Source organism: Streptomyces sp. GD-15H, from assembly GCF_045291515.1.
GTDB lineage: Bacteria > Actinomycetota > Actinomycetes > Streptomycetales > Streptomycetaceae > Streptomyces.
Genome location: NZ_CP149447.1, coordinates 6240981 through 6261869, shown reverse-complemented (window position 1 = coordinate 6261869; position 20889 = coordinate 6240981). Strand labels below are relative to the sequence as shown.

Sequence of the window (20889 nt, the reverse complement as noted above, 5' to 3'; positions counted from 1 at the left end):
TACCTGTGAGCAGCCCTTATGGCCTTCTGGACGGCGCGAATGTAGCGGAGAGTAAACACCTGGTCGCACATTTCGACCCGCATTCATCCGATCGTGTGAGAATTTCCCCTGAGGCTGACGGGCAGCGACCGGCACGGGGCCCGCGCGGGCATCGGAACGGGCGCCGGAAGGAAAGCCGGTCGTACGGTCGTACAGTGGCTTGGGCACGTTTCGTGCCTTACTACGTCCTGCCTTACTACCTTCCGGGAGGCGCTCGCCGTGAGTGAGTTGCGGTTCGTCCGAATGGGCTTCGGGGCCGAGGCCGTCGACTACCAGGTGGCCTGGGACGAGCAGCGCCGGGTGCACGCGGCGCGGTTCGCCGACGAGGTGCCCGACACCGTCATCCTGCTGGAGCATCCCCCGGTCTACACGGCCGGCCGGCGCACCCAGGACAGTGAGCGCCCCCTCGACGGCACCCCGGTCATCGACGTGGACCGCGGCGGCAAGATCACCTGGCACGGCCCCGGCCAGCTGGTGGGCTACCCGATCCAGAAGCTGCCCCGCCCGGTGGACGTGGTGGCGCACGTGCGGCGTCTGGAGGAGGCACTGATCCGCACCTGCGCGGAGTTCGGTGTGACGACCACCCGGATCGAGGGACGCAGCGGCGCGTGGGTGCTCGGCGACCCGGTCGAGCAGCGTCCGGCGCTCGGCGGACTCTCCCTGGACTTCGACCCCCGCCTGGACGACGAGGAGTTCGACCCCCGCCTGAACGGCCCCCAGTACGCCCCCTCCAACGCCGGCCAGCGCCGCGAGGACCGCAAGATCGCCGCGATCGGGATCCGGGTGGCCAAGGGCGTCACGATGCACGGCTTCGCGCTCAACGTGCAGCCCGACAACAAGTGGTTCGACCGGATCATCCCGTGCGGCATCCGCGACGCGGGCGTCGCCTCCCTCGCGGGCGAACTGGGCCGCGACATCACGATCGAGGAGGTGCTCCCCGTGGTGGAGCGGCATCTGCGCGACATCCTGGAGCACGCCGACCTGAAGCCGCGGGAGATCGTCCGCACCCCGCCTGACCCGGCGGTACGACCGCCCGACGCGGCAGGAATGGCCCCCGGGTCTCGGAGGTCGGCCTGACCGTCAGACCCATCAAACACGGGCGTACCCTGGGGTACGCCGAAGAATCGAAGCTAGGGAGCCGACGTGTCCGCAGTCGCACCGGACGGACGCAAGATGCTGCGCCTGGAGGTCCGCAACAGCCAGACCCCGATCGAGCGCAAGCCCGAGTGGATCAAGACCCGGGCGAAAATGGGGCCCGAGTACACGAAGATGCAGAACCTCGTCAAGAGCGAGGGCCTGCACACGGTCTGCCAGGAAGCCGGCTGCCCGAACATCTACGAGTGCTGGGAGGACCGCGAGGCGACCTTCCTCATCGGCGGCGACCAGTGCACCCGGCGCTGCGACTTCTGCCAGATCGACACCGGCAGGCCCGAGGCGCTCGACCGTGACGAGCCGCGCCGAGTGGGCGAGTCCGTGGTCACCATGGACCTGAACTACGCCACCATCACCGGTGTCGCCCGCGACGACCTGGAGGACGGCGGCGCCTGGCTGTACGCCGAGACCGTGCGCCAGATCCACCGGCAGACCGCCGGGCGCGAGTCCGGCCGCACCAAGGTCGAGCTGCTGGCCCCCGACTTCAACGCCGTCCCGGAGCAGCTGGAGGAGGTCTTCTCCTCCCGGCCCGAGGTGTTCGCGCACAACGTCGAGACCGTGCCCCGCATCTTCAAGCGGATCCGCCCCGGCTTCCGCTACGACCGTTCCCTGAAGGTCCTCACCGCCGCCCGGGATTACGGCCTGGTCACCAAGTCGAACCTGATCCTCGGCATGGGCGAGACCCGCGAGGAGGTCGGCGAGGCGCTCCGGCAGCTGCACGACGCCGGCTGCGAGCTCGTCACCATCACGCAGTACCTGCGCCCGTCGGTGCGCCACCACCCCGTCGACCGCTGGGTGAAGCCGCACGAGTTCGTGGAGCTGAAGGAGGAGGCCGAGCAGATCGGCTTCTCCGGCGTGATGTCCGGCCCGCTGGTCCGCTCCTCGTACCGGGCCGGCCGCCTCTACCGGATGGCGGTCGAGAAGCGCGGTGCGTACATCGCCGCCCAGGCCGTCTGACACGGCGCTCTCGGGTCCGCGCTCGCGCGGGACCCGAGGGCGCCGTGTACGGCATGCGTGTGAACTCGCGCACAAGAAACTACTGGCCAGTAATGCCCGAGACGACGCGGTCCCGGCCGTCCTCGCAGATGAGGACGTGCGCCGGGGCCGCGTCGGTGTTCGTGAGGCCCGAACCGGGGCTTCATGTGCGTTTGACCGGCGGGTCACGCCCTGGTAACACCAATCAGTGACCCTGGAATCACGCCGTGTGCACTCGTGCTCACGGCCGCACCCACAGTCGTACCCGCACCCGTACCCGAAGACGTTTCGAGGGGGGACCTCCACGATGCAGACCGCGCCGGTCCGCGCCACCGCCATCCCGTCCTTCGGCACCGCGCTGCGCGCCGTCGAGTCACTGCTGATGAGCAGCGGCCAGCGCACCGCCCGCCGCAACGCCTGGACCTCCGTCCTGGAGGACCGCCGTCGCGCCAAGGACCGGGTGGAGGCGGAGCGCGTACTCGACCAGTCCCCGACCGTCACCGGTTTCTGAGTCCTCCGGCGGGCGCCTCCGGGGGCTCTGAGACCTCCGAAGGCACTGCCGTCATCCCCGCTCCCGGGGACACGTAGACTTCGTGGCATGGCGAGGAAGGAAACCGCAGCGGACGCTGCGAACCCCGGGCGACTGAAACAGATCGCTCTGACTTACAAGATGACCCGCAGGGTCGACAAGAAGATCGGTCTTGTACTCGCGGCTATCGGAATCGTCACCTTCGGTGTCTTCCTCGCGATCGGCTTCTTGATCGGCCACCCCGTTTATCTCGGCATCCTGGGCTTCCTGCTCGCCTTCCTCGCGACGGCGATCGTGTTCGGGCGCAGGGCCGAGCGGGCGGCATTCGGGCAGATGGAGGGACAGCCGGGCGCCGCCGCGGCCGTGCTGGACAACGTCGGCCGGGGCTGGTCGACGACCCCCGCGGTCGCGATGAACCGCAACCAGGACGTGGTGCACCGCGCGGTCGGCAAGGCCGGCATCGTGCTGATCGCCGAGGGCAACCCGAACCGGGTGAAGAGCCTGCTCGCCGCCGAGAAGAAGCGGATGAACCGCATCGTCGCGGACGTCCCGGTGCACGACATGATCGTGGGCACGGGCGAGGGCCAGGTCGAGCTGAAGAAGCTGCGCACGACCATGCTCAAGCTGCCCCGTGTCCTCACCGGCCCGCAGGTCACCACGACCAACGACCGGCTGCGCGCGCTGGGCGACCTGATGAGCAACATGCCGCTCCCGAAGGGCCCCATGCCCAAGGGGATGAAGCTCCCGAAGGGCGGCGGCCCGAAGGCCCGCTGAGACCTCGCATACGACGCGAGCCATGACGAGGGGGTGCCCGGAATGATTCCGGGCACCCCCTCGTCATGGCTCGTCATGCACCGCGGTGCCGTCGCCGTCCTCGGGACCGGACCGGCTCAGATCCGGACCTCGACCGTGCGGGCCAGCCGGTCGTGCAGGCCGCGGCCGTCGCGGTCCCAGATCAGGGCGGGGACGGCGAGGCAGAGCAGCGCCGAGCGGACCAGACCGCGCAGCGGCTGCACCCGACCGCTGTCGACGGCGACGACGCGCAGGCCGAACAGGCGCTTGCCGGGGGTGAACCCGACCGTGCCGACGGTGAGGGCACTCAGCACGAAGAACACCAGCAGCGCCCAGTTACTGGTCGCCTGCCCGGCGAAGCCGTCGGTGATCAGCCCGTACGCGATCAGCACGCACAGGCCCCAGTCGACGGCCAGGGCGCCCAGCCTCCGGCCCGGGCCTGCGAGGGAGCCCGGCCCGTGCTCCGGCAGCCCGAGCTGCTCACCACGGTGCCCGAAGTCGGCGCCGGCGTCTTCCATGGCCTCGCGCGGCCCGGAAAGCCACGATCCGATTGCCTGCCTGTTGTCCACTCCTACACGGTACTGCGCCCGAATATGAGCGGGGGACGGCGGGGTGCGGGACGAGGCGCGGTCCGGAGCACGACGGCGACGCGTGTCCGGACTACCGTGAGAGATGTGCCGGTTAACTTGTGCGAAACAAATGGGTCACGCCCGAGAAATGCCCCGTCCCTAGGGTCGAGTACCACGTGGGCCCCCCGCACTGGCCGCACGAACGATCTACCACCCCGGCGGGACGGTCGGGAGTAGGAGGAGCTGGATGTTCCAGAACGCCGACGAGGCCAAGAAGTTCATCGCGGACGAGGACGTCAAGTTCATCGACGTCCGCTTCTGCGACCTCCCGGGTGTGATGCAGCACGTCACAGTGCCTGCCGAAGCGTTCGACCCGGACGAGGAGCTGGCCTTCGACGGATCCTCGATCCGTGGTTTCCAGGCCATCCACGAGTCCGACATGTCGCTGCGCGCGGACCTCTCGACCGCGAGGCTCGACGCGTTCCGCCGCGACAGGACGCTGAACATCAACTTCTTCATCCACGACCCGATCACGGGCGAGCAGTACTCCCGCGACCCGCGCAACGTGGCCAGGAAGGCGGAGGCGTACCTGGCCTCCACCGGCATCGCGGACACCGCGTTCTTCGGCCCCGAGGCCGAGTTCTACGTCTTCGACAGCGTGCGCTTCAAGACGTCCGAGAACGAGTCCTTCTACCACATCGACTCCGAGGCGGGCGCCTGGAACACCGGCGCGCTGGAGGACAACCGCGGCTACAAGGTCCGCTACAAGGGCGGCTACTTCCCGGTCCCGCCGGTCGACCACTTCGCCGACCTGCGCGCCGAGATCTCGTTGGAGCTGGCCCGGTCCGGCCTGAAGGTCGAACGCCAGCACCACGAGGTGGGCACCGCCGGCCAGGCCGAGATCAACTACAAGTTCAACACCCTGCTCGCCGCCGCCGACGACCTGCAGCTCTTCAAGTACATCGTGAAGAACGTCGCCTGGCGCAACGGCAAGACCGCGACCTTCATGCCGAAGCCGATCTTCGGTGACAACGGCTCGGGCATGCACGTCCACCAGTCGCTGTGGGCGGGCGGCGAACCGCTGTTCTACGACGAGCAGGGCTATGCCGGCCTGTCGGACATGGCCCGCTACTACATCGGCGGCATCCTCAGGCACGCCCCGTCGCTGCTGGCCTTCACCAACCCGACGGTGAACTCGTACCACCGCCTGGTGCCGGGCTTCGAGGCCCCGGTGAACCTGGTGTACTCGCAGCGCAACCGTTCCGCCGCGATGCGTATCCCGATCACGGGCTCGAACCCGAAGGCCAAGCGCGTCGAGTTCCGCGCCCCGGACGCCTCCGGCAACCCGTACCTGACGTTCTCGGCCCTGCTGCTCGCGGGCCTGGACGGCATCAAGAACAAGATCGAGCCGGCCGAGCCGATCGACAAGGACCTCTACGAGCTGGCTCCCGAGGAGCACGCCAACGTGGCGCAGGTCCCGACCTCCCTCTCCGCCGTCCTCGACCACCTCGAGGCCGACCACGAGTACCTCCTCCAGGGCGACGTCTTCACGTCCGACCTGATCGAGACCTGGATCGACTTCAAGCGCCAGAACGAGATCGCCCCCCTGGCCCTCCGCCCGCACCCGCACGAGTTCGAGCTCTACTTCGACGTGTGATATCGCCCCAGGTCAGAGCGGGTAACCGCTCCCCTGGGCCGTCTGTGGGCCGTCGGCCGTGTCTCTTCCTGCGTGGAAGGGCACGGCCGACGGCCTGTTTCTGGCCCGCCGCCGCTTATGACGGCACGTCGCCCTCCCCAGGGCCGTCGTCCGCGTCGGGTACGCCGAATGCGGCGTCAATGGCTCGGCGAGCCCGATCCCGGCTGTTCGGCATCAGGTGCGTGTACGTCCGGAGGGTGAATCCCGGGTCGGAGTGACCCAGGTACTCGGCCAGGGCCTTGATGTTCTCCCCGGAGTCGAGCAGCACCGATGCGTAGTAGTGCCGCAAGGCGTGCATGCCGTGCTCACGCGACGGTTTGAACCGCTCCCCCGGCGCCCGTTCCGGAATGACGCCGGCGGCGATCAGGGCAGGCTTCCAGAGGTACATGTTGAAGTAGTTCCTGTTCAGTGCCTTACGCTCCCGCGAGTAGAACAGCAATTTCGCGGTAACGGGCGGGCCGTCGGGGGTCTTCCACGGCAGAGTGACGTCGATGGGGGCCGGCGCGTGATGTGCGCGGCGAGCGCTTCCGACACCACATTAGGCAGGGGCACGTCTCGCAGCTTGCCGCCCTTGGGCGGGGCGAACACCATCTGCGGCCCCACCAACTTGACCTGCCGCACGACGTGCACGACTCCTTCAACAAAGTCGACCTCGTCAACGGCCAGCCCGAAGATCTCGCCCTGTCGCAGACCGCACCCGGCACCGACGTCGACGGCCGTCGCGTACTGGCTCGGAAGTCCACCCCGGACGGCGACCACCCGGTCACGCGCCCAGGGCTTGATCTTCCGCCGGTCCAGCTTGGGCGCGCGTACGGAGCCTGCGCGGCAGGGATTCCGGGTCAGAATGCCGTCATCCACGGCGGCGCCGAACACAGCGGAGACGTTCGCGAAGACCGTCCGCTGATACGACGCTGCCATGCCGGAGTCTGCGAGGGCCCGTGCCCACGTGCGGATATGGGCGGGTTGGAAGGCGCTCAGGGAGCGAGAACCGATGTAGGGGAAGGCGTGGAGCCGGAACCTCAGCTCCATGTTCACGATCGTGGAAGGGTCCGTGGTCTGGGATGCCAGCCATTGAGTGGCGAACTCCCTGAACGTCTCCTTGCCGGCCGACGGGTCGATGTACTGGCCCCGGGTCATGTCAGCCGCGATCTGCGTCAGCCACGCCTCCGCGAGACGTTTCTGTTTGTCCGGGAACGACTTGCTGCGTTCGCTTCCGTCCGGGGCAACGTAGCGGGCCCGGTAGCGCAAGCCCGTCCCGTATCGGTCGGTCTTTACTCTGATCGTCTTTCTGTTGGGTGCCGTCTCGGTCTTGTACCAGCGGTCTTGGATGTGGCCAGCCATACGGCGGCGGTCCTCTCGACATACAGCAGGGAGAGCCACCCGCGGTGGCTCTCCCTGCTGTCCTGGGGATGGTTGGCTATGCGGCGCTCTGGCAGGCGCTCTTGCGCTGGCTGACGTAGGCGCGCACGTCGGCCGGGTCGTAGCGAAGGTGCTTACCGATCCGGAAGCCGGGCGGTCCGGTGCGTTTCCTGCGCCACTGGTAGACGGTTTCGAGCGGTACGCCGAACATGTCGGCGATGTCGTCGGGGGTGAGGTACCGGCCCGGGAGACCGCCGCGGAGGGTCGCGCGGGGATCGGTCGGGACAACGGTCGGCACTTTGGGACCTCCAGAGAGGGCGGAGCCTGCGAATGGAGTTGGATTCAGTGGCCCAGCAGCCTGCGTCTGTCCGAGGTGCGGATTTCTGCGTCACCTGCGTCATCTGCGTCATTCGCCGACCTGACCTGCGCTTTCGCGGTGACGCAGCACGGTGGGGGTACGTCACCGGTGACACAGACCTCCGTCATCGGGTGACGCAGGTGACGCAGGATGACGCAGGAATCGACCGTCTGCGTCACCCGTCTTCCGGCAGGTCACCGGCCGTTTTCGGGGTGCGGGTGACGCAGGTGACGCAACGCTTCCTACTTCGGACAAAGAGGGGGGTGGTGTCTGTTGTGGTGCGCGGCTCAGAGCGCGAAGAGGGAGCCGCTGCGCGGCGCGACCCTGGCAGGGCGGCGCCGCCGCCGAACAGCAAGAGGAGCACGCGCTGCCGGGTGCTCCTCTTGCTTGTATGAGCGGGCGTGGTGCCGCGCGGTCAGAAGGCCGCTTCCTGCTCCGGCGAGGGCGGTGCGGCGGACGGCCGCGCGATCTCGATATAGCGGGACGTCTTGGTACGCCCCCAGTCGATGAGGACGCCCCGGGCCGCGAGGGTGGGCTGAAGGCGCTTGAGCCGGTCGGAGAGCACCTTGCCGGTGGTCGGCCACCCCTTGGGCAGGGGACGGAAGTCCTCGCTCGTGTAGAGGCCCGTGAGGCTGTGCAGCCATTCGGCCGACGTCATCCGCTGCTCGGTGCCCGGGTCGATGCCGGCGGCGTGCTTGAGCACCGTCTGTGCCAACAGGTCGCCCTCAATGACGTCGTCGTTGAGGTCGTCCAGGCTGGCCCGGTAGGCAGCGAGAGCTCCCAGACCGGTGGCCGCGTCCAGCTGCGCGCACAGGTGCGCGAAGTCGGCCATGCGCAGATCCGTCGGGATGTCCGCCTCCGCTGCCCGCACCTGCACCGTGAGGTCCAGGAGAGAGCCGAGGATGACGGGCAGCACCTGGGCGAAGTCGGACCACAGTTCCGCCTCGGTGCGCCGAACCCGGGGGCGTTCCAGCCGCAGGGGCAACAGTCGCTCTGCGAGGTCGGGCCGGATCACGCCGACGTCGATGCCGGTCAGCAGCAGGGGGCGGCGGTAGCCGATGCGGAAGACGTCCCCGTCGGTGAACAGGGCACGCTTGACGTTCTCTGCCCCGGTCACGATGCAGCACATCGCATCCGACAGCTCCGGCGTCATGTGCGAGAGGTTGTCCAGGGCGGTGACCCAACCGGCCGCCACCGCCGTGATCAGGTTCTCCTCGTCCTTCGGTGCCCGGCGCAGGTCCCCGGTCATGCCCTCGATGATCCGCACGAGCATTCGCCCACCGGTGGACTTGCCCGCGCCCTGCGGGCCGGTGAGGAACGGGGCCGGGACGGGCACGGCCGGACCCAGGCAGCCGATGAGCCAGGCGATGGCCAGGCACTCGGTCTCCGCGGTGGCGAAGTTGCACAACCGCATCAGCAGATCGATGCCCTTGCCGTCGGTGTCCTTGACCGGCAGGGGCATTTCCCCCGTGAGCTGGGTGCGACGCCAGCAGACTTCCTGCGGGTCCGGGGTGCGGATGTCCCAGCCGGTGGGGTGGATGCGCACGGACTGCCCGTCGCTGCGCCCCAGGTCCAGCCACGTCGCCCCGTCGAATCCGGGGGCCACGCGGATGTGCACGGGCTGCACGTCCTCGGTCAGCGCGAGTGCTTCGATCAAGTCCAATGCCTCTTTCATGGCGGTGCCGTTGAACACGCCGATGCCGTCCTTGAACAGTCCGACCATGAGTTCCTGGCGGTGGCTGCCGGTGGTGCCCTGGGAGCGGATCGGGCGGGCCACGGGGTGGCCGTTGCGCTGCGCGTACACGGTCCCGTCGGCGGTGCGGAAGTACCGGAAGTGGGATTGCGCGTAGTCGGTGATGATTTCGCGGGCGGGGGTCTTGTCGTCGTCGGCCATGGTCACAGTCCCAACCGGGTGCGGGCGTTGGTCCACGCGTCCGTGCAGTGCCGCGGGGTTTCGCCCTTGGCCTGCGCGGCGGTGAACAGCCGCGCGGTGTGGGCGTCGGTGAGGCAGCCGCACCGGCCGTGCGTGGACAGCACGGCGAGGAACGTCCGATACACGGTCGCGTGCACCGCGCTGGACGCCTCGGTGATGCGCTGCTCGGCCATGGCGATGCCCCGGTCCAGGTAGGCGGGCGTGCGGTGCGGGCACTCCCCGTTCCCGGACCGTGTGGGCACGGCGACGGCCTGCGGCATCGGCTGGACCATGGGGGGTTCCTTCACGGCCAGCGCGCGGACGGCGTCCGGCAGGGCGGTCATGGTGCCGGTGCCGGGCCCGAGCCACCGGGCGTAGGCCATGGTCGACTTGATGTCGACGCCGGGGCGGACGGCGTTGGACGAGCCCATGGTGCCCCGGTAGATCCAGTGCTCGCCGCGCGTCGTCTCCACGGTCCGCGTGGCGGGCAGGGCGGTACGGGCCCACGCAATGGCGTCCGCGTCGTCCAGGTCCACCACGGTCAGCCCGGCGCCACCGGGGTGGTAGGCGACGGAGACGGCCCGCCGCCACGCCGTCGTCCACGAGGGTGAGGCGATGACGGCCGGGTCGGTGGTGGCGGCGGCCCAGGCGTGGCAGACGCCGGGGCACCGGCACGGGCCCGCGCTCTTCATGTTCGGCCGGCCGCCGCACGCGTTGTCCGCGCATGAGGGGCAGTTGCCGAACGGGACCTTGCCCCGGCGCAGCGGCAGCACGGGCACGCCGGACTCAGCGAGGCTCAGCGCGGTGTGCTGGGGGTGCAGCGGAGGGGGCGTGGGTTGCGTCATGCTGGAGGTCTCCAGTTCCTTGATGGGTGCTGGTTGGCAAGGGCGACCGCGCATCTTTGGCGAGAGGGGCGGTCGCCCTTGGCGTAGCTAGAGGTCGGTGCCGGTGTAGTGGGCGGTGTAGCCGGGGCAGGGCGAGTCGGGGCAGTCGCAGCCGCCGCACTCGTTGCAGATGTCGCCCGAGCACTCGTCGCACATTTTGTGACCGGGGCATCCGTAGGCGGCGCAGTCGTCGCAGTACTGGTCGTCGTCGAACACGCGGGGTTCCTCCTGGTCAGCCGTGGAAGTGGTTGCGCTTGAACGTGGCCTTGCGGATGTTCACCGTGGTGCCGCCCCGGTGGTCGCTCGGGCTGAGGACCTGGACGGCGATCCAGCCGCCGAAGATGACCGCGGCCAGGATGATGAGCTGGCTGATGAACGCGGTCAGGGCGGCGAGGAACGAGGTGAGCAGCAGCAGCCCGCCGCAGACGGCGAGGAAGCCGACGCCTCCGAGGGCGACGTTCACGGCCGTGCGGGAGACGGCCGGCTTCGCGGTCACCGGCTCCGGGCGGACGGCGTCGATGGCGTAGCCGGTGACGACGCGTCCGTCGGGCAGGACGATGCTCGCCACCGCCGGGGCGGTGCCCGGCTGCACCGGCACGACCGGCGCCGGGTGGACGACGGTGGGCGGGAGCGGGGTGGGCTGGTAGGTGGTCACGTCCCGCTGAACGGGCACGGGGTGGGTGGGTTCGGGGTACATGCGGAATCCCTTCCGGACATGGGTCAGGGAGGCGGAGACACCCCCTGCCGGGGGCGCTGGGGAGGGGTGTTCGAGGGTCTGACCTGCGTGCCTCCCTGCCTCCCTGACAGATCATCGATGCTGGTCAGGGTCAGGGAGGCGGGTCAGGGAGGCGGTCAGGGAGTTCTCCCTGCCTCCCTGACCGTGTGGGGGTCGGCTCCCTGTCATCCGTCGGCGGAAGCGGAACCGTCGGTGTCGCGGTTGGCGAGGGCGCGGGCGACGCGGTCGCGGCCGACGACCATGCGGCCGTCGGACTTGTATGGCTCGGCGCCGGCGTCCTCCAGCACGCGCTTGAGGTCGCCGGGCGTCCACCGCCCGTAGGCGTCCTCGTTGAGCGCGGACAGCCGCTTGAGGACATCGGCGGTCAGCACGCGGGAGGCGGTGCCGAGGACGGCGGCGATGTCGGCGAGCGGGTCATGCTCCTTCCCGCGCTCGATCACGTGCAGGGTGGTGACCCCGTCGCGCAGGGCCTTGGCTCGCTTGGCGATCTCGGTCGCGGTGTCGGTGTCGATGTAGTGCGTGCGCACCGTGATCGACGCCTGTCCGGCCGGGATGGCGATGCCGTCGGAGGCGACCACGACCGTGCCCTTGTCCAGCCCCGGGCGCAGCAGGTTCGGCGCGGCGCCGCCGTCGACGGCCTTGTCCCCCAGTGCCATGCGGGCCTGCGACTCGGTGCCCAGGGCGAGGGAGGCGCGGGTGTGGGCGCCCTCGCGGACCAGCTTGGGCAGGTTCTGGTCGGTGGGGTCCTGGGTGCCCTGCCACAGCAGCACGTTGACCGCCCGGCCCTGGTTGTGAATCTTGCGGGCGGCCATGAAGTAGCGGCTGGTGGCCTTGGAGCCGCCGTAGGGGCGCTTGTCGGCGTCGAGCAGCGGGCACATGAACGCCACCTGCGCCTCGTCGACCAGCAGGATCAGCGGCGGAAACGTCGTGCCGGGCGGCGCGGTCAGGCGGCGTTCCATCTCCGTCACGCCGCCTTCGAGCATCTCGGTGGCCTCGATCACGTGGTCATCGGTCGGGCCCTGGATCAGGACGGTGGCCAGGCCGTCGTACATGGCCCAGTCGCCGGCGCCCTTCAGGTCGGCCACCCGGAATTCGACGGTGCGATCGAGGGCGAGCCACAGGGCCAGCGCGCGCAGCGCGGCCGTCTTGCCCTGGTTGGACAGGCCCGTGATCAGCAGGTGGCGCTGGTACAGGCTCAGCGCGGCGGCATCCCCGCGCAGGTCCTGCCCCCACGGGGCGCGGCCCTTGGCGTAGTCGGCGGTCAGCGACTCGTCCACGGCCAGCGGGGACGGGCCGATCGGCTCGTCCAGCGCCCCCGAGTCGGCCACCCACAGCCGCACCGTGCGGGCCGCCTGGGGGATGGTGATGAACACCTCGTGCTCGTGCCGGGTCAGGTTCTCCGCCAACTTGCGGCGCTTGTTCTGCACCTCGATCGTCGACACCCCCGAGGGCAGGGTCACGTCGACCTCCACCCCGCATCCGGCGATGGTGATCGGTCCGAGCATGGAGGCGCCGGCGTCGCCCATCTCCTTGATGGCCCGGGCCAGGGCCGGGACTCCGAGGTCGCGCAGGGCCTTGACCACGATGGACGGGGTGACCGGCTCCCCCTCACCCGACCGGACGTTCGCCGGGAGGGCCCACTGGGGGGCGGCCTGCTGGTGGCGGCCGACGGCCCACAGGGCGAGCAGGGCCAGGAACGGGCCGATGGTGACCAGCGGGCCCCACACCACGGTGACGATGGTGATGAGCAGCCGGATGAACTCGATGACCGCCATCAGCGGGGTGACGACGTCGCCGAGATCCTTGTTGGCGATGGCCAGCACCACTCCGAGGGCGACCAGGCCCCCGATGCCCATGCCGGTGCCGACCAACACGCCCTTGGCGGCGTCGACGGGGGAGTGGAGCAGGTCCATGCGGCGGCGGTGGCGCGCGTCGCGGTACCGCTGCCCGCGCTCCTCCCACTCCGCCGCCGCTTCCATGTTCCCCGCGGCTTCCGCCGTGCGCATGTAGCGCTCGTAGCGGGCGGCGGTGCGGCCGTCCCAGGTGCGGCGGGCCACGATCCGCGCCCCACCGGCCACGTAGAGGGTGTGCCGGGCCACCGCCCGCGCGGTGGTCGTGGTCCGCTCGTCGGTGGCGATGCGCTTGACGGCGCGGCCGGAGCGCACCCACAGCGGCACGGGCGCGGGCGCCGGCGGGTCGGGGACCACGGTCAGCCGGGTCACGGTGGCGGTGTCGGCGGGCGGGTCGGTGTGCTTGTGCAGGTGAACGACGGTGTCACCCATGACGGGAAGGCTCCTGACTGCCCCGAACGGGGCGGGAAGACGAGAAGGGGCGCCGGCCGGGCAGGGGCCGGCGCTCAGGGGTCAGCGGCGGTGGCCGTTCTTGTGGGCGCGCAGTGCCGCCTTACAGGCCGGGCACTTGCGTTCCGGGCCGTCACCGACGACCGGAGCGGGGATCACCTGGCCGCAGACGGCCCGGGTCACGCCGCACACCAGCGGCCCGCAGTCCGGGCAGTGAAAGTGCGAAATCAGGGCGGGCGTAGCCCTGCCGGCGGTACGCGGCACGCTCACCACCACCCCGACAACTTCTTGGGCACGAGGTACGGGCAGCCGTTGACCATGTGGTCCACGCACTGCGGGCAGTCCTCACGCGGCTTGAGCTTGCGGTGGATGCGCCGGTCGTGGGCGTGCTGCCAGCACTGCGGGCACTCACCCGGCGGCGTCTTGGTGGCGGGCACGGTCACCACCACCCCGACGACTTCTTGGTGGCCTTGTCGCGGGCGGCCTCGGTGACGATGCGCTGCCGCTCGGTCTGCAGGGCGGTGATCTCGGCGATGAGCCGGGTCTCGGCGGCGGTCCAGGCGGTGTCCATGGTGTGTTCGGCGCGGCCGGTGCTCTCGCCCCGGTGCAGCCGGTAGCCGCCGGTGACGGCGGCACCGGCGACGGCGCGGCGCTCGCGGCCGTCCAGCGGCCACAGCTCGCGCCGGCGGACGGCGTCCAGCTTGCGGGTGGCCTGGTGGATCTCGCGGTCCAGGCGGCGGGTGTCGGGCTTGCCCATGTCAGGCACTCCTTGGGGAGTCGCAGGGGTCGGGGTAGGCGCAGGGCACGCAGGTGCCGAGCGCGGCGGGGATGACGTAGCCGGCATCGCGCCGGCAGACCGGGCAGGTGCGCCGTGCGCGGTTCGCTGCGGCGAGTGCCGCCCACCTGCCGGGCGTCATCGGCCTCACCGGCTTGGCCAGGTCGATGCGGTAGAGGTGGGCGACCAGCGGGCCCCGGCGGCGTGACCGCTCCAGCTGCGCCGCCACCTCCTGACCACCGGGCCGCAGACCCTGGGCACGAAGTTGGCGGCGGGTGGCGTAGCCGTCCGGGGCCAGCCGCCACCGGAACACCGGCAGCGCCCCCATCACGCCACCTCGGCAGCAGCCGCGGCGCGTTCGCCCAGGATCGTGTCCCGCAGCGTCCGCGCGTTCACCGGCGACGTCCGCAGCGTGCGGCGGATGCCCTCGGCGGTCACCCGCTTGTCCGGCCAATCGGCCGTCACCGTGCGCGCCTCGGCCAGCAGTTGAGCCGGGGTCCGCTTCGGACGGGTCGACTTCGCCGCCTGCGGAATCCGGCCGGTGGCCCGGCGCGGGCGGGCCGACTCGGCGGCCACCGCGCGCCGCTCGATCGAGGCGAGGGGAGCCGACTCGACCGCCGGGAACGGCTTGACCGGCAGGGCCGACTTGATGCAGTCGACCGGCACCGGATCGGGCACCCGCACCACCGACACCGTGATCGGGCCCGGGGTCGATTCCGGCAGGTCAGCCATAGACCGTTTCGCCTCGGTCTCGGCCGATTCCTCCGCATTCGCACCCGGGGCGGAAAACATCGATCCCAGCGCCGCGTCGGCGCCGGCGGTGACCCGAGCCCGCTGGACATCGAGCAGCCGGATCCCGAGGGAGTGGTCACCGTGGCCGACCCGGCGGGCCAGCCTCCACGAGGTCCGCTCCGACTTCCCCCGGGTCTTCTCGTCGGGGTGGTTGGCGGCCACCGCCCGGTGATAGGCCAGCTCCCGCACCACCGCGGCGGCGCGGGCCTCGGCCTCCGCGTCGCGGCCGTCGGTGTGCACCACGATGCGCCGGGCCAGGAACGCCATGCCCTCGGCGGAGGCGCACATGCCCATCGGGGTCACCGCGTAGATCACGGTGCGGCCGGGGTCGGGGCCGGCCATGGCGGCCATCACCGCGGCGGCGGCCGGCAGCGCCCACAGCCCGACCCGGACCGGCCAGGGGGAGGACTGCCCGAGCATGGTCAGCCCGAGCAGCACCAGGGCGAGCACGGCGGTGGCGCCCTCACCGGCCGCCACCGCCCCCAGCGCGGTGCCGGCGCCGTAGGCGTGGCTGATGTTGCTGTAGGTGCCGATGCCGCCGGCCACCCCGGTGGCCAGCATCGGCAGGAACGCGATGCTCAGCACGATCTTCTGTGCCCGGGTCAGGCGGGTGCGGGTCGGGGTGCTCATGCCGCACCCCCGGCGGGAGCGTCCGGCCCGGCGATGTCCGTCGGGCCGGGGGCGGTCGCGTCGACCAGGCCGATCAGCCGCTCCAGGGCGACCTCGAGCCGGCCGATCGTGTAGGCCATGGCGGTCTCGTCCAGCAGGTTCACGGTTGCCGCGTCGGCCAGGGCCCGGCGGGCAGCCTCCACGTGGCACCGGTCGCGCGGCGCGAGGTCGAAGCGGCCCCTCATGCGGCACCCCCCGGCAGGGTCGCGCCCGTGGTGCGGTTGACCAGCGCGACCCGCGCGGCCAGCGCCCGGCGGCGGGCCCGGCGGATGCGGCGCGCGTCCAGCTCGGTCGGCATGCGGTCCAGGGTGACGATGTGCGCGTCGATCAGGTCGACGTCCGCCAGGATGACGGGCATCTCCCGCTCGAGCGCGTCCAGTTCGGCGTTCGTCGGCTCCATGAAGTCGGCGAACGCGGTAACGGCGTCCTGAACAGTGACGATGTGGCTCATTGGGTCGTGTTCCTCTCAGACAGGAACGGCTCAACACAGCGGCCCCGGTGTCCTACCACCGGGGCCGCACGCCGTTAGAACCGGGAGATCCAGCTCCCCCGCCCCGTCCGTACGGCGCGAGGCCGGACGGACGGGGAGGCAACCGGCCGCGGCATCCGCCGCGCGGGTGGCCTGGACTCCGCGACTCACCGGCTGTCCCGGTGCGCTGTCGTGGCGGAGCAGGGAGACGCGAAGGGCATGGCCGTCAGTGCCGGTCCAGCACCGGCGGCGCCCAGGTACTTAACTGCCTCATCGGGGGCTCCTCTCTCTATCGGTCAACAGGGATCAAGCACTGCAAGGGGGACCTCGTCCCCACCCTCCGGCCGTTGCTCGCGGTCGCCGGGCCACCTCGCCAGTCGGGCCGAAGCCCATTGCGTCCTACCTGGCCTTTAGCGGGATTGCAGCGTCCCCGCCCTGTGCATTCGTGCAGTCGTGCTGAGCCCTCCGCGTCCGCTGGCGGACACGTCGAGACCGGGCAACTTCCCAGGTCAAAGCACCCAAGAAGCAGAACGACCTAGGTCACTTGCCGTTGATATGAAAGCTACCTAGGTCACTTGTGGGGCGTCAAGTGCTACGCAGTCTGATTCCAAACGACCTAGGTCAAGTACGCTTTTGGGGTGGACTCACAGCCGACGAGGAAGCCCAACGCCCGGGAAATCGCCGCCAGAATCCGAGATGAGATTGCCGCAGGGACGTTCGGCCCTGGGGACCGTCTCCCCGGTGGCCGGGCCTACGCCAAAAAGCTCGGCGTATCCCTGATGACCGTGCAGAACGCCTACATGCAGCTCCGGGACGAGGGGCTGGTGGAAGGTGTCGCAGGGAGTGGCACCTACGTCCGCGAGACCGCCCCTGGCGAGCAGGGGCCCCGTGAGGCGGCCCAACGCCTGACCGACCTGCAAGCTGAGGTCACGCGCGTCTCGACCGAACTGGCTGGCCTCGTCGAGCGCGTCAGGCAGCTTGAAGCGGCCATGGGTTCCGCTGAGGGGAAGCCCGGCGCCTAGCGTCTCTCGCGGTGCGTTTTTCTTCATGCACTCAGAGTGTCCCGGCGGGCGCGCCGTGAGTACGTACTCCCGCCGCTCTCGCACCGAACTAATCCGAACTTTCAGCCCTCAAGGGGGTGTTGGCGCAGCCTGACCGGCTGCGAGACTGGTCGTATGGCCGAACTAAACGGAAAACCCGTCACCCTCGACGACCTCCAGGGCCTCGCCCTCACGAACTACGGGCACTTCACGTCAATGCGGATGGAGGACGGCACCGTCCGGGGCCTGTCGCTCCATCTGGACCGTTTGGTGCGGGACTGCCGCATCGTCTTCGGCGTCGATTTGGACCGAGAGCGGACGCTGAACTACATCCGCAAGGCAGCCCAGGGTGTCACTGGGGTTGCTGGCCTCCGCGTCACCGTCTTCGATCCTGCGCTCGACATGGGGCGCCCCAGCGACGCCAAAGACCCGCACATCCTGGTGAACTTGCGGCCTGCAGGCGCCATGCCGCCTCCGCCCCTCACGGCCAAGACCTTCACCTTCACCCGCGACAGCGCGGAGGTGAAGCACATCGGCCTTCACCCTCAGCTCAGGCTTCGCCGTGATGCCCAGCTCGCCGGGTTCGACGACGCCGCATTCATCGAGCCGGACGGTCGGATTTCCGAGGGCGGCACCTGGAACCTTGGCTTCGTCGACCAGGGCGGGACGGTCATCTGGCCGGACGCCCCCGTGCTGCCCGGCACGACGATGCTGCTGCTCCAGAGCCTCGACGCTCCGAAGCAGATCACCGCTCCGGTGCGGCTCGCCGACGTCCCGAACATGGCAGCCGCATTCGCCACGAACACGACGATCGGCGTGCGTTCTATCAGCGCACTCGATGACGTGCAGTTCCCGCAGGACCACCCCGTGCTCGCCGCACTGCGTGACGCCTACGCCGGCATCCCCGGCGAGCGTCTGTAGACACGTGCTGCCGCCCCTACCAGGGGCGGCAGCACACGACAGAGGTAGCCCATGCCACTTGTTACAAAATGGACCGGACGTGAAGTTAAGGCGCTGCGTGAAGCCGTACGGATGAGCCTCATGGAGTTCGCTGAGAAGCTCGGGGTGTCCGATCGCATCGTCTCCCGGTGGGAGGCAGACGGCGAACAGGCCACTCTGCGCATGGTGAATCAAGCGGCCTTGGACACCCTGCTCGCCAAGGCTGACCGGGATGCTCAGGGTCGTTTTGTCGGCATCCTCGCGGTGGACGATGTCCCTACTCAAGCGCTCATCGAACCCGATGAAGAACAGACGAGCAGCGGCGAGTACGTGAAACATCCCGGTGATGGAAAACTCATGGCGCACGTCCCGGAAGGAATCTTCCTGTCGGGGGAGGACGACGAACCGGTGTGGGTGGATGAATTCCACATCGACACCTTCCCGATAACCAACGCCGACTACGCGCGGTTCTGCGCGGCCACTCGACACCCCGTGCCTGAGCACTGGGAGAACGGCCGATGTCCGCGTGCATTGTACGACCACCCCGTTGTGCACGTGACATGGCGAGACGCAAATGCGTACGCGACGTGGGCAGGGAAGTCGTTACCGACAGCCGAACAGTGGGAGAAGGCAGCACGGGGCACCGCCGGCCGCACCTTCCCGTGGGGAGACCAGAAGACTGCCGCAAAATGCAACGTCCGAGAGACCGGCGTGGAGCGCACAACGTCCGTCTCTCGATACCACAGCGGCGTATCGCCCTACGGGGTTTACGACATGGTAGGCAACGTGTGGGAGTGGCTTGTGACAGCGACCGAGCCCGGTCGCTACGAGCTCCGCGGTAGCGCCTTCACGAGCCCTTTGTTCCGCGGGATCCCGGCCGTTCCCAATGATGCCAACGACACGATGCACGACGATGACACCGGGTTCCGTTGCGTGGCGACGCCGGGACAGATGACACCCGGGAAGAGGTGAGGGCACATGGGCCAAAAGACCTCTGAATGACATCTTCTCCAGAAAAATTACTTTCTCCCCGAGGTGCTACATGCCAAAGATGCCCAGTAATGCTCAGACTCTAATCATGCGAATCTTCGACGCATGGACGGAAGACAACCTTCCCACCGTTGACGGAGGAACTGCTTTTGAAATTTTCGCATCCGAGCTAGCGCTGAGGCCGTTTGGGCTTGGAATCGAAGAAATCGAAGCAGGGATCGTGGGAGGGGGCCAAGATGGCGCGATTGATGCAGTCTATGTTTTCTTTGACGACGCCCTACTGGACGAAGATTCTGACGTTGTCGCACAGAAAAGCCGCCCAACCGAATTCGGGCAGGACAGGAATCTGGAACTATGGGTAGTTCAAGCCAAGCGAACCCCAAGCTTCGCCGAGGAGGTGGCAGAGAAGCTTGAAAACACGCTGCGTCGCCTGTTGGACCTCTCACAACCTCTTGATTCTTTGTCGTCTTTGTACAACTCCACAGTACTTGTGCGCTTCGGAATATTTCGAGACGCGTGGGAGAAACTGCTTACCCGTAGGCCGCGCATCAGCGTGAATGTAGTGTACGCAGCTCCTGGCGACTCACGGAACATCACCCCCCAATTCGAGGCGAAACTAAACGCCCTGAGGCATGTGATTCAATCGGCAGTCCCGGATGCACGGAAAGTTTCTGTAGAACTGCTTGGCGATAAGGAGCTACTGGCAAGGTATAACGAACGCCCACCTTACACCTTTGCCATGAATTACCAGGAAAGTGCCACGAGCGGCAAATCTCATGTCGCCCTTGTGAAACTGAAAGATTATTACAATCTAATCGTTGACGAGAACGGACGCCTACGTAGGCACCTTTTTGAGTGGAACGTTAGAGATTACCAGGGGAACGTCTCGGTAAATCAGGAGATCCGGCAGTCCTTGACGTCATCCGATAGCCCAGAGTTTTGGTGGCTAAACAACGGCGTCACACTGATTTGCAGTGAAGCCACGAGTACAGCTAAGACCTACTCGCTGTCCAACATCCAAATCGTAAATGGACTGCAGACAAGTCACGAGATCTTCAATTCACTCCGAGGTGGCGATGCAGCGGAGGCAGAAGAGCGCATGCTACTGGTCCGCATCATCGTCACAGATGACGCAGCAACGCGAGATTTGGTAATCAGGGCAACAAATCGCCAGACGGCGATCACGGACGCTTCCCTTCGCGCAACAGATGAGGTTCAGCGAAACATCGAGGAATACTTTCTAACTCAAGGATGGTACTACGACAGAAGGAAAGGATTTTACAAGAATGACGGCAAGGATCCTGCGAAGATCGTGAGCATTCAATTCGTCGGAGCGAGTATTACCGGAATGGGGTTGGCCCGACCTGATAAATCGCGCGGTAAACCTTCATCGCTCCTAAAGAATGACGATGACTACCGTTCAGTATTCAACTCGTCCATCGATCTCGAGATCTATCTTTGGGCTGCCAAGCTGCAACGTCAGGTGGATAACTTCCTCCTGTCCGAAGCTGCAGAAGCGAACGTTTCACAGAAGAGCAACCTCAAGTTTCACCTGTCCATGCTGATTGTGGAACAGTTGAATGGGGGCCCTATTCGGCGGCCGCAAATGCTCCGCTCCCTTGCGCGCAAGAATGCAGGAATCAACGAGGGGCAAATCAAGGATCTTTTTGAGAAGCTCAAGACTTGGTCGGCGGTATATCTTGAGCGTGAGGGCGTAATCCTAGAGCGAGCGACAAAGGCTCAAAGGTTCAGCGAATACTTGTTGACTCGGGCGCAAGTCGACGGAGAGCAGGCATAGTATGCATCGCGTGTCCAACGCTGTTGGCGTTGAACAGACGAAGAAGTCGTGACGGCAGAATCTGACGGCAACGTCAGCACACTGGATCAGCCTTGGGCGCCTCCCGGGACACTCGC

At 68.2% G+C, this 20889-nt stretch carries 22 protein-coding genes and 1 pseudogene; 9 read left to right on the top strand and 14 right to left on the bottom strand.

Features of this window, described 5'->3' with window-relative positions; translation table 11 throughout:
- Positions 1-258 precede the first annotated feature (258 nt).
- The 4 genes from lipB (at position 259) to WJ438_RS29560 (ending at position 3469) form a co-directional block, all read left to right on the top strand.
- On the top strand, positions 259-1116 hold the full coding sequence (lipB, locus tag WJ438_RS29575) for a lipoyl(octanoyl) transferase LipB (RefSeq protein WP_406727927.1): 858 nt from the start codon (positions 259-261) through the stop codon (positions 1114-1116).
- Between the two features lie 66 nt (positions 1117-1182).
- Positions 1183-2148, top strand: coding sequence for a lipoyl synthase (gene lipA, locus WJ438_RS29570; RefSeq protein ID WP_406727926.1), 966 nt, complete (start codon positions 1183-1185; stop codon positions 2146-2148).
- Between the two features lie 325 nt (positions 2149-2473).
- Complete coding sequence (locus WJ438_RS29565; protein ID WP_406727925.1) at positions 2474-2677, top strand: hypothetical protein; 204 nt, start codon at positions 2474-2476, stop codon at positions 2675-2677.
- Between the two features lie 87 nt (positions 2678-2764).
- Positions 2765-3469 (top strand): DUF4191 domain-containing protein, encoded by a 705-nt coding sequence (locus WJ438_RS29560; RefSeq protein WP_406727924.1) that lies wholly within the window; start codon positions 2765-2767, stop codon positions 3467-3469.
- A 116-nt stretch (positions 3470-3585) separates the two neighbouring features.
- Here WJ438_RS29560 and WJ438_RS29555 read toward each other — a convergent pair whose 3' ends face one another.
- Complete coding sequence (locus WJ438_RS29555) at positions 3586-4056, bottom strand: RDD family protein (RefSeq protein WP_406727923.1); 471 nt, start codon at positions 4054-4056, stop codon at positions 3586-3588.
- A 247-nt stretch (positions 4057-4303) separates the two neighbouring features.
- On the opposite strand from WJ438_RS29555, the gene glnA reads away from it, so the two are divergent.
- Positions 4304-5713, top strand: coding sequence for a type I glutamate--ammonia ligase (gene glnA / locus WJ438_RS29550; RefSeq protein WP_406727922.1), 1410 nt, complete (start codon positions 4304-4306; stop codon positions 5711-5713).
- 115 nt (positions 5714-5828) lie between these two features.
- On the opposite strand, the pseudogene WJ438_RS29545 reads toward glnA, so the two are convergent.
- The 13 genes and pseudogenes from WJ438_RS29545 to WJ438_RS29485 form a co-directional block, all read right to left on the bottom strand.
- Positions 5829-7093: pseudogene (locus WJ438_RS29545) on the bottom strand (tyrosine-type recombinase/integrase).
- Between the two features lie 76 nt (positions 7094-7169).
- The gene (locus WJ438_RS29540) at positions 7170-7409 is read right to left on the bottom strand and encodes a helix-turn-helix domain-containing protein (protein WP_406727921.1); all 240 of its coding nucleotides are present in this window, start codon (positions 7407-7409) and stop codon (positions 7170-7172) included.
- 475 nt (positions 7410-7884) lie between these two features.
- On the bottom strand, positions 7885-9363 hold the full coding sequence (locus tag WJ438_RS29535; RefSeq protein WP_406727920.1) for an ATP-binding protein: 1479 nt from the start codon (positions 9361-9363) through the stop codon (positions 7885-7887).
- 2 nt (positions 9364-9365) lie between these two features.
- Positions 9366-10226 carry a bifunctional DNA primase/polymerase gene (locus tag WJ438_RS29530; RefSeq protein ID WP_406727919.1) on the bottom strand — a complete coding sequence of 287 codons (861 nt, stop codon included), beginning with the start codon at positions 10224-10226 and terminating at the stop codon, positions 9366-9368.
- A gap of 87 nt (positions 10227-10313) precedes the next feature.
- Complete coding sequence (locus tag WJ438_RS29525) at positions 10314-10481, bottom strand: hypothetical protein (protein ID WP_406727918.1); 168 nt, start codon at positions 10479-10481, stop codon at positions 10314-10316.
- 16 nt (positions 10482-10497) lie between these two features.
- On the bottom strand, positions 10498-10962 hold the full coding sequence (locus WJ438_RS29520; protein ID WP_406727917.1) for a hypothetical protein: 465 nt from the start codon (positions 10960-10962) through the stop codon (positions 10498-10500).
- 203 nt (positions 10963-11165) lie between these two features.
- Positions 11166-13283, bottom strand: a complete 2118-nt coding sequence (locus WJ438_RS29515) for an ATP-binding protein (protein WP_406727916.1) — start codon at positions 13281-13283, stop codon at positions 11166-11168.
- 284 nt (positions 13284-13567) lie between these two features.
- Complete coding sequence (locus WJ438_RS29510) at positions 13568-13747, bottom strand: pRL2-8 (RefSeq protein ID WP_406729846.1); 180 nt, start codon at positions 13745-13747, stop codon at positions 13568-13570.
- Positions 13741-14058: a hypothetical protein gene (locus WJ438_RS29505; protein ID WP_406727915.1), complete on the bottom strand. Its 318-nt coding sequence runs from the start codon at positions 14056-14058 to the stop codon at positions 13741-13743. The genes WJ438_RS29510 and WJ438_RS29505 overlap by 7 nt, the downstream gene beginning before the upstream one ends.
- 1 nt (position 14059) lies before the next feature.
- Positions 14060-14404: an RRQRL motif-containing zinc-binding protein gene (locus WJ438_RS29500; protein WP_406727914.1), complete on the bottom strand. Its 345-nt coding sequence runs from the start codon at positions 14402-14404 to the stop codon at positions 14060-14062.
- Complete coding sequence (locus WJ438_RS29495; protein ID WP_406727913.1) at positions 14404-15498, bottom strand: conjugal transfer protein; 1095 nt, start codon at positions 15496-15498, stop codon at positions 14404-14406. Before WJ438_RS29495 ends, WJ438_RS29500 begins: the two co-directional genes overlap by 1 nt.
- Positions 15495-15722 (bottom strand): hypothetical protein, encoded by a 228-nt coding sequence (locus WJ438_RS29490; RefSeq protein ID WP_406727912.1) that lies wholly within the window; start codon positions 15720-15722, stop codon positions 15495-15497. Before WJ438_RS29490 ends, WJ438_RS29495 begins: the two co-directional genes overlap by 4 nt.
- Positions 15719-15988: a DUF6284 family protein gene (locus WJ438_RS29485; protein ID WP_406727911.1), complete on the bottom strand. Its 270-nt coding sequence runs from the start codon at positions 15986-15988 to the stop codon at positions 15719-15721. Before WJ438_RS29485 ends, WJ438_RS29490 begins: the two co-directional genes overlap by 4 nt.
- Positions 15989-16644: 656 nt before the next feature.
- Here WJ438_RS29485 and WJ438_RS29480 point away from each other — a divergent pair.
- From WJ438_RS29480 to WJ438_RS29465, 4 genes are all read left to right on the top strand, one after another.
- Positions 16645-17028 carry a GntR family transcriptional regulator gene (locus WJ438_RS29480; protein WP_406727910.1) on the top strand — a complete coding sequence of 128 codons (384 nt, stop codon included), beginning with the start codon at positions 16645-16647 and terminating at the stop codon, positions 17026-17028.
- Positions 17029-17181: 153 nt separating this feature from the next.
- Positions 17182-17967: an aminotransferase class IV family protein gene (locus WJ438_RS29475; RefSeq protein ID WP_406727909.1), complete on the top strand. Its 786-nt coding sequence runs from the start codon at positions 17182-17184 to the stop codon at positions 17965-17967.
- Between the two features lie 51 nt (positions 17968-18018).
- Positions 18019-18957 (top strand): SUMF1/EgtB/PvdO family nonheme iron enzyme, encoded by a 939-nt coding sequence (locus tag WJ438_RS29470; protein ID WP_406727908.1) that lies wholly within the window; start codon positions 18019-18021, stop codon positions 18955-18957.
- A 106-nt stretch (positions 18958-19063) separates the two neighbouring features.
- A complete protein-coding gene (locus WJ438_RS29465; RefSeq protein WP_406727907.1) occupies positions 19064-20773 on the top strand; it encodes an AIPR family protein in 1710 nt (569 codons plus the stop codon).
- Positions 20774-20889: the final 116 nt, after the last annotated feature.

Excerpts from the sequence above, each read along its gene's own strand:
- WJ438_RS29565 (WP_406727925.1), top strand. The coding sequence starts at position 2,474 with ATGCAGACCGCGCCGGTCCGCGCCACCGCCATCCCGTCCTTCGGCACC.
- WJ438_RS29560 (WP_406727924.1), top strand. The coding sequence starts at position 2,765 with ATGGCGAGGAAGGAAACCGCAGCGGACGCTGCGAACCCCGGGCGACTG.
- glnA (WP_406727922.1), top strand. The coding sequence starts at position 4,304 with ATGTTCCAGAACGCCGACGAGGCCAAGAAGTTCATCGCGGACGAGGAC.
- WJ438_RS29535 (WP_406727920.1), bottom strand. The coding sequence starts at position 9,363 with ATGGCCGACGACGACAAGACCCCCGCCCGCGAAATCATCACCGACTAC.
- WJ438_RS29530 (WP_406727919.1), bottom strand. The coding sequence starts at position 10,226 with ATGACGCAACCCACGCCCCCTCCGCTGCACCCCCAGCACACCGCGCTG.
- WJ438_RS29520 (WP_406727917.1), bottom strand. The coding sequence starts at position 10,962 with ATGTACCCCGAACCCACCCACCCCGTGCCCGTTCAGCGGGACGTGACC.
- WJ438_RS29515 (WP_406727916.1), bottom strand. The coding sequence starts at position 13,283 with ATGGGTGACACCGTCGTTCACCTGCACAAGCACACCGACCCGCCCGCC.
- WJ438_RS29505 (WP_406727915.1), bottom strand. The coding sequence starts at position 14,058 with ATGGGCAAGCCCGACACCCGCCGCCTGGACCGCGAGATCCACCAGGCC.
- WJ438_RS29500 (WP_406727914.1), bottom strand. The coding sequence starts at position 14,404 with ATGGGGGCGCTGCCGGTGTTCCGGTGGCGGCTGGCCCCGGACGGCTAC.
- WJ438_RS29495 (WP_406727913.1), bottom strand. The coding sequence starts at position 15,498 with ATGAGCACCCCGACCCGCACCCGCCTGACCCGGGCACAGAAGATCGTG.
- WJ438_RS29490 (WP_406727912.1), bottom strand. The coding sequence starts at position 15,722 with ATGAGGGGCCGCTTCGACCTCGCGCCGCGCGACCGGTGCCACGTGGAG.
- WJ438_RS29485 (WP_406727911.1), bottom strand. The coding sequence starts at position 15,988 with ATGAGCCACATCGTCACTGTTCAGGACGCCGTTACCGCGTTCGCCGAC.
- WJ438_RS29475 (WP_406727909.1), top strand. The coding sequence starts at position 17,182 with ATGGCCGAACTAAACGGAAAACCCGTCACCCTCGACGACCTCCAGGGC.
- WJ438_RS29470 (WP_406727908.1), top strand. The coding sequence starts at position 18,019 with ATGCCACTTGTTACAAAATGGACCGGACGTGAAGTTAAGGCGCTGCGT.
- WJ438_RS29465 (WP_406727907.1), top strand. The coding sequence starts at position 19,064 with ATGCGAATCTTCGACGCATGGACGGAAGACAACCTTCCCACCGTTGAC.